Consider the following 7,413-nt stretch of genomic DNA (forward strand, 5'->3'; position numbering starts at 1 on the left):
CTCAAAAATAAAGGACAAGTTTTAACCCGAAATATGCAGTAGACATTCTATTACGTGCTGAAATCGCTTTAAAATCAGCCACTTCGTTGCTGTTTTCAATTTCACCATAGCGGTGCTATGCTAAAATCTCCAAACAGTCTGATTTTTTTGCCATTGCAACACTCATTACGAATCCTATTACATAATCCGGGTTTAATCCTAATCAGGTAATCAATTCCCATAGGAATAAGTCCTTTCCGCAAGCAAGGAATTGTAACTCAATAAAAAAACCCAATAGAAGCTGCCATACATCTTCTATTGGGTTTTTATTATTAATTAGATCTATGCCTTATTTCTGTTCCGAAAGATAAGTTATCAAAGATGCAAATTCTTCATAAGACAATGCATTGGCCAATCCACTAGGCATCATTGACGTTTCTAGTTCAGTACGTTCTTTAATATTGTCTGCCAAAATGGTAAATGCTTGTCCTGCAATATTTCTGATAACAATGCGCTCAGCACTCTCTGCTGTCACAAAGCCTACATAAGACTTATCATCCTTGGTATCAATCATAACCGTTGCAAAACCCTGCGAGATGGAAGCATTGGGCTTTAGAATAGATTCAGCAATTTGCTCTCTAGACATGATGCTACCAATTTGCCCCATGAACGGTCCTTTCATTTGCTCATCAGCAGAAATACTATGGCAGGCTTTACAACCCTGGTTTTGGAAAATTGCCGCTCCTTTGACTGCATCTCCTTTCACTTCCTGCATAGCCAGAAGAATATCCTCTATGGAGGATTCCCCCACCTGACCTTTTTGGTTTTTAATCTTCTCCAGGTCAAAATCTGGTTCTTCTATGATTTCTGTTACCGAAAATTCACCACCAAACTCGGTAATTCCCATTCGGTTTTTCTCATTGAGCATTGCTATCAGATCTTTATCGCTTTGGGAGCCGTTCTCCCATAAGTTTTTAAACAATTCTTTGATTTGCGCCGACTCAGACCACAACACTGATTTGTAATACGGCCCATGGGTATCTGGCCTGGTTCCCCACCACCAAGAACCATCGTATGGCGCTTCCTTAGTATACAATCTTGCCAAAGTAGTCAGTATCCCGTGTTTCAATTCAAGGTCTTCTGTACTCGACCCATTAAATCTAGCAACTAGCCCTGCAACAGCATCCTTAGAATGCATATAACGTAAAGCCCAAAGAGCCAATTTAGAATTTCCTGATCCAACCGCTGCCAAACTTTCCTCGTCAGCATCCAATTTCACCAATGCCCTTACCGCAAGGTGGGACAAAATAATATCTGAGTTAGGAGTGGCATGTGGTCCTTCTTCTCCATATTTTGGAGCTTGAAAAGAATCCGGCACCTTGGTTTTTAATAATTGAGGAATAGCAGCCTTGTTTCCAATACGTCCCAAGGCTATTATAGCAGCAGCTTTCACCCTTACAGAAGGATCATCTAAAGCTTCTACAAATGGTTCGATAGATAGTTCACTCAAAAATTCTTTGCGGTCAGTAACGGCTCGGATTACATACTCTTTAAGCTGCTCATCATTCATTAATTTCATCAGCTGAGGAATAGCCTCTACTCCCTTGATTTGGGTATAGGCATACATAGCAGCGACCCTCGCGAAATCAGCTGCGTCTTCATCATTGGCTAATTCCAATGCTGCTTTTGCAGCTTTATCAGAACCTCTATTAATGAGCTCCTGTTGTGCATAAATCCTTATCGTAGCACTGCTTTCGCTAAGCATATCCACCAAATCGTCTATATCTGCTGAAGGAAGATCTGGCATTTCACTGTATTCCAAAACCTTTGGAACAACCCTCACTACATACCCTTTACTTTCATTACCAGAATATCCTGCTCCATCCCAAGCAGCCATAAACATTCTACCAGATCCATCAATATCCAGATCCGTTACTTGTGGTAGCTTGAAAAAAGGTGTTTCACTTTGAATATAAGACGGACCATCTTCGGTCACTTTATGAATATAGACATGGCTTCTACCCCAATCTGCCATTAGTGGGTTATTATTGTATTTTTCAGGCCATCTATTGTCATTCAAAAACAAAGCACCCGTACCAGAACCACCTCCAACATCGATAAGCGCTGGAATAATTTCTTCGGTGAAGTTTTTAAATAAAACAGGATATCCATATTCACCTGACTGGATTTGATGGATAAATCGAATGTTCCATCCACCACCGTCATTGGTATTGCCACGCGTAAACATGTTCATGTATGGATCAATGGCCACATCGTAAATATTTCTTAGACCATGGGTATAGATTTCCATTTCAGTACCATCAGGACGGACCCTTAAAACGCCTCCACCAAGCATGGTCATTTCAGTTCCTTCCCTATCTATTGCTCCATGAAAACCGAAATCACCAACAGCAATGTAAATCCAACCATCAATTCCTAGTCGAATCCCGTTGGTCGCATGGTCTGTACCCCTGTTTCTCAAAAATTTTGGTGAGCTGATATGTTGAATTAGCGGCTTGGAAGGACCGTCTGCAACACCGTCTCCATCATTGTCTTCAAATACGACAAGATCCATACCGGTAGCTAAGCTGTCTTCCTTTGAGAAAACCGTATGAAGCACATACAGCTTGTTGCCTACAGAAATAATCCCTCTGGGATTGTCCACTTCTGCAAAGACAGTGTGAGAATCCGCCTGGCCATCGTTGTCATTGTCAATAAGCTTAACAATTCTTCCTTTTCCGGGGGTTTTTCCTAAAGACCCTATCGCATCCACACCCACATAAACTTCCCCATAAGGCGAAACAGCCAAACATGCAGGGCTAGGGGTTATGTCTGGACCAGAAAATGCCTGAACAGCTAAATCTTCAGGCCAGTCCAGGGCTTTACTTAGAGAATCTAATGAAGTAGAGGTTTGAGACTCAATAATTTCAACCTTCTTTTCTGGTTTACAAGCAAAAAATACAACCAGAAGAGAAAGCAAGAACAAGGATTTTTTCATTGGGCTTAAGTTTTTTATAAAATCAAAATTATACAAAAAGCAAAGCCCATCCAAAAATAGGAATGGGCTTTGCGTTAAAAATACATTTATTTTTCACAATAAAACGCCAACTATAGTTACAATCCTTACAAATGAAGCCCGCATTCCGTTTTTGGGCTATTGTTCCAGCGTCCACTCCTATCTTCTCCAGGAACAGTACAATGCTTACATCCTATGGAATGATATCCGAAAGCGATTAGTGGATGAAAAGGAAGTTCGTGCTTTTTAATATAGGCATCTCTCTCTTCTTCAGTGACGTCTAATAATGGGTAAAATTTCAGGATCCCCCCACGCTCTTCAAAAATATCTAGTGAGGCTCTATGGTCACTCTGCCAGCTCATCAGTCCTGAAACCCACACTGAAAACCTACTTTTAATTAACTCAAGAGGCTTCACCTTGTTGATGGAACAACACAATTCAGGGTCAGTCTCCCAGGTTTTATTTTTACTCGTAAACGCATGATCTTCTTTTCCTGCGCTTACAGACTCCACACTCAGTCCATAAAGTTCAGTTAACTTTTCCCTGTACTCAAGGGTTTCCGGAAAGTGATAGCCTGTATCAATAAAATAAATTTTTTGCTTTGAATTACTTTTAGAGAACACACTTAACAATAAAGCTGAAGTTGCCGCAAAGGAACTGGTAAGCATTACATCGCTAGCATCAAAGTCGACATACAACTGTTTTACCCGTTCCTCAACCGATAAATCTCGGTACTTTTCATTTAGGGCTTTTATCTCTTCCTTTGAATAAAGTTTTTTTGAAATCAAGGATTCCTGCATGCCAGGTGTTTTTATTATTCTACAAAACCTACCGATTTGGTAGGTATTAAATTTTCGTAAAAATAGTGATTAATTTCTAAAATGCAATAGCCAAAATTCCAAATCATAAAGGTTCTTTTCAGATGGCTTTAGGAGTAAAACTCTTTTTACCTACCCAAACCCAAAAGGTGACCATCAAGCCTACCAAAGACATCAAAGCAAATGAGGCCTTCAAACCGATCCACTCCGCAATAAACCCTATTAGCGGAGGGCCAAGTAAAAACCCAAAAAAGGAAATCGTGGAGACCATTGCAATGGCTATACCTGTGGGCAATGAAGTAGAATTAGCAGCAAGACTAAAGCAAAGAGGCACCACTGCGGCTGTACCCAACCCCACCATTAAAAATCCAAAAATAACCACCCAAACCTGAGGATAAGTGATAGATAATATTAGCCCAGTAAAAATCATAATACCAGAACCTTGTAAAACCCTAATCATCCCAAACCGATGTGCCAATTTATCTGCAGCAAACCTGCCTATAGCCATGGCTCCCATATAAGCAATATAGCCGGTTGGGACCAGATATGCTGGGGCTTGCACAACTTTATTCATATAAACCCCTGACCAATCAAACATACAGCCCTCACACATCATCCCACAAAAACCTACCATCCCTAATTTAAGTAAGGTTTCGTCAGGTTTTTTCCAAACAAGTCCTCTCACCGAACTGGTCTTGTCCGGTACCTCCTCCACAAATCCATTTCGAAAGATAAAAATCACAATTAAACCAACTGAAAATATAATAGCATAATGCTGATATGGGCTTAGTTGAAGGTACACCATCAGCCCTCCTACTCCAGCACCAGCAAAGCCTGCCAAACTCCACAGTCCGTGTAAAGAACCTAGGATATTCCTTCCATAATCCTTTTCTAGGTTGAGTGCTTGTGTGTTTAAGGAAATATTCATCATATTCCCAATCATCCCAAAAATAAAGACCATCACGCTCAAGAAAAAGGCATCCATAGAAAACCCTATCCCGACTAACACCAGGACATACAAGGACAAACCTACCATCACCACCGACCTGCTACCAAATTTGATGACAGCCCAAGTAGCCAAAGGTAAGGCCAGTAAAGAACCTAAAGGAAGTCCCAAAAGCACGGAACCAAGCTGCCCCTCACTCAATGAAAATTTTTGTTGAAAATCAGGAATCCTGGATGCCCAGGAAGAAAAACACAACCCTGTGAGGAAAAAGAAAGCGCCTGCTGAAATTCTTCTTGTTTTTAATTGCACCATGGATTCTAAATAATTCACAAAGGTAAGAGAGAAAATGAATGAATACCAAAGGTGACTTTTAACTTTTCGTAAACTTTTGCATGAGTTTAGGAAGAAGTCTACATAAAGTCTAAATCAAGGAACAAACCCAATCAATCCACACATTATCAATTACATACACCGTATCAATATAAACTCAACAGGTAATAGATGGTCAATTTCAGATTTAATTAAACCATAAATACTACTTTAGAGTTAAATAAAAGGCAACACGCTTGCCTTGGATGGGCTGAGACTTTTAACGCTCTTTTCAATTGTTGCTTTATTCTCAATCTAAAACTCAAAATCTAAATGGAATTTGTCATTGCAGGATCCGCTATTGTCTTAGCCATACTTTTGATAAGGGTAATAATTAAAAAAGTTTTTGATTGATACTTGTTAATAAACAAGTTGACATGATTATACTTGTAGAAGTGAATACTGTATCGAATTAATTCGACTTATCCATGCCATGAATCCACACAAGGAGATCGTATCCATTACTTTTTTTCAATACCCTAAAAGAAATCGCTGGTGGGCATTTAACCAAATGCAATTGGCCATTTCACCCCTAAAAAAAGCCAAAGGAAAAAAGTTCTTTAAATTGATGGGAACAGGAGGAGGTTTTGGCTTCTCCCTAAAACCTGATCTTTCTACCTATGCTTTGTTAATGGTATGGGAAGATCTAGATGCAGCTAAAAATTTTAGCCTTTCCGAAAATTACCGACGATTCAATCAGCAATGTGTTAGTAATTTCACCTATTGGATGCGCTGCATTCAAAGTCATGGCACCTGGTATGGAGAAACACCATTTACTCCTACAAATTCTTCCACAGATGGACCTATTATGGTTATTACCAGGGCAAGAGTTAAAATTCGGAAAGTTTTAAACTTCTTAAAGTTTGTAACTCTAACAAGTAAGTCTGCTGAAAAAGCAAAGGGTTTGATTTATACAAAAGGTATAGGAGAGTGGCCAATAATAGAACAGGCTACTTTTAGCTACTGGAACAGTAGGGAACAAATGGAAGCCTACGCCTACAACTCCGGCCATAGAGAAGTTATCAAAAAAGTGAAAGAAGAAGGATGGTACAGAGAAGAACTATTTGCAAGGTTTATACCTATCAACCTAAGCGAAACCACTGAATGAAACTCCATAAAACCAGACTGGCACCTACACCTAGCGGTTACCTACATCTGGGAAATGTTATTTCATTTTTAATAACTGTGAGTTTGGCGAAAAAACATGGGGCCAAAATTCTTTTACGGATAGACGATCTAGATCAAAAGCGCGTGAGGTCGGAGTATATTCAAGATATTTTTGATACGCTGGAGTTTTTAGAAATCCCATATGATGAAGGACCTAGAGATAGCAAAGAATTCCTAAAAGACTACTCACAGGTTCACAGAATCCCCATTTACAAAGATATAATCTACGAATTAATTGATAAAAACTTAATATTCTCTTGCGATTGTTCTCGCAAAACATTGCTAAACAAGCACCCTAAGAAGTGGTATACTGGCACTTGTTTACACCGCAACATCCCCTTGTGGAAAAGCCAAACTTCTTTAAGGTTAAAAACTGAAAAAAATGCATCTGTAGATTTAAACACCTACTCAACAGGGCAAAAACCTTATATTTTACCTAGGGCAATGGATTTTTTTATGGTTCAAAAAAAAGATCGCTTCGCCAGTTATCAACTGGCTTCCATGGCTGATGACATGAATTTCGGAATAGATCTGATTGTACGGGGTATGGACTTGTTACCTTCTACTATCGCACAGGTATACCTCTCAAACCAACTGGATGACAACAAATTCATTCACAGCACATTCCATCACCATTTATTAATTAAAAAAGAAGGAAAAAAACTATCGAAATCCATTGGTAGCTATTCAATTTCACAAAGGCGAAAAGCCGGAATGAAAAAAGAATCCATCTATCAACTGGCGGGTAAATACCTGAATTTAAAATCAGCCGCTTCAAATTTGGAAGAGTTCTCTAGTCTTTTCCTTTCTTCTATTCCCCAATCTTCAAAATAAGGTATATTCAAATACTCCCCTCCTATCAGAGAAGACTGATGGGCAACTATTCCAGGAACCGGATAAGCCAAAGCTTCATATACACTTATTTTAGGCATACGTTCTTCCACAATGGATTGTTATAAGGATTATTTTTAACCCGGAATATCAATGTCGTTTAGTTAAGGAATTTTTATTATTTTTAGGAAAGAAAAGGGAGCGTAGTTTTTTTGAAAATAATCTAACAACAATCAAGTCCTTTTCCTTTTCGAAGGACTTTTTAAAACTATTAAAAAACAATATAG

At 39.0% G+C, this 7,413-nt stretch carries 5 protein-coding genes; 2 read left to right on the plus strand and 3 right to left on the minus strand.

Features of this window, described 5'->3' with window-relative positions; genetic code table 11:
- Positions 1-328: 328 nt before the first annotated feature.
- The 3 genes from AC13EX_RS00180 to AC13EX_RS00190 form a co-directional block, all read right to left on the minus strand.
- Entirely contained in the window at positions 329-2,977 is a 2,649-nt protein-coding gene (locus tag AC13EX_RS00180) for a DUF7133 domain-containing protein (RefSeq protein ID WP_482891059.1), read from the minus strand.
- A 125-nt stretch (positions 2,978-3,102) separates the two neighbouring features.
- Positions 3,103-3,795 (minus strand): phosphoadenylyl-sulfate reductase, encoded by a 693-nt coding sequence (locus AC13EX_RS00185; RefSeq protein ID WP_048640531.1) that lies wholly within the window; start codon positions 3,793-3,795, stop codon positions 3,103-3,105.
- A gap of 118 nt (positions 3,796-3,913) precedes the next feature.
- The gene (locus tag AC13EX_RS00190) at positions 3,914-5,071 is read right to left on the minus strand and encodes an MFS transporter (protein WP_482891060.1); all 1,158 of its coding nucleotides are present in this window, start codon (positions 5,069-5,071) and stop codon (positions 3,914-3,916) included.
- Between the two features lie 490 nt (positions 5,072-5,561).
- Here AC13EX_RS00190 and AC13EX_RS00195 point away from each other — a divergent pair, with 490 nt between their 5' ends.
- Both AC13EX_RS00195 and AC13EX_RS00200 read left to right on the plus strand, forming a co-directional pair.
- Positions 5,562-6,236, plus strand: coding sequence for a spheroidene monooxygenase (locus tag AC13EX_RS00195; RefSeq protein WP_482891061.1), 675 nt, complete (start codon positions 5,562-5,564; stop codon positions 6,234-6,236).
- Positions 6,233-7,129 carry a glutamate--tRNA ligase family protein gene (locus tag AC13EX_RS00200; RefSeq protein ID WP_482891062.1) on the plus strand — a complete coding sequence of 299 codons (897 nt, stop codon included), beginning with the start codon at positions 6,233-6,235 and terminating at the stop codon, positions 7,127-7,129. The genes AC13EX_RS00195 and AC13EX_RS00200 overlap by 4 nt, the downstream gene beginning before the upstream one ends.
- Positions 7,130-7,413 lie beyond the last annotated feature (284 nt).

It is taken from the genome of Cyclobacterium sp. L-R (assembly GCF_056859355.1).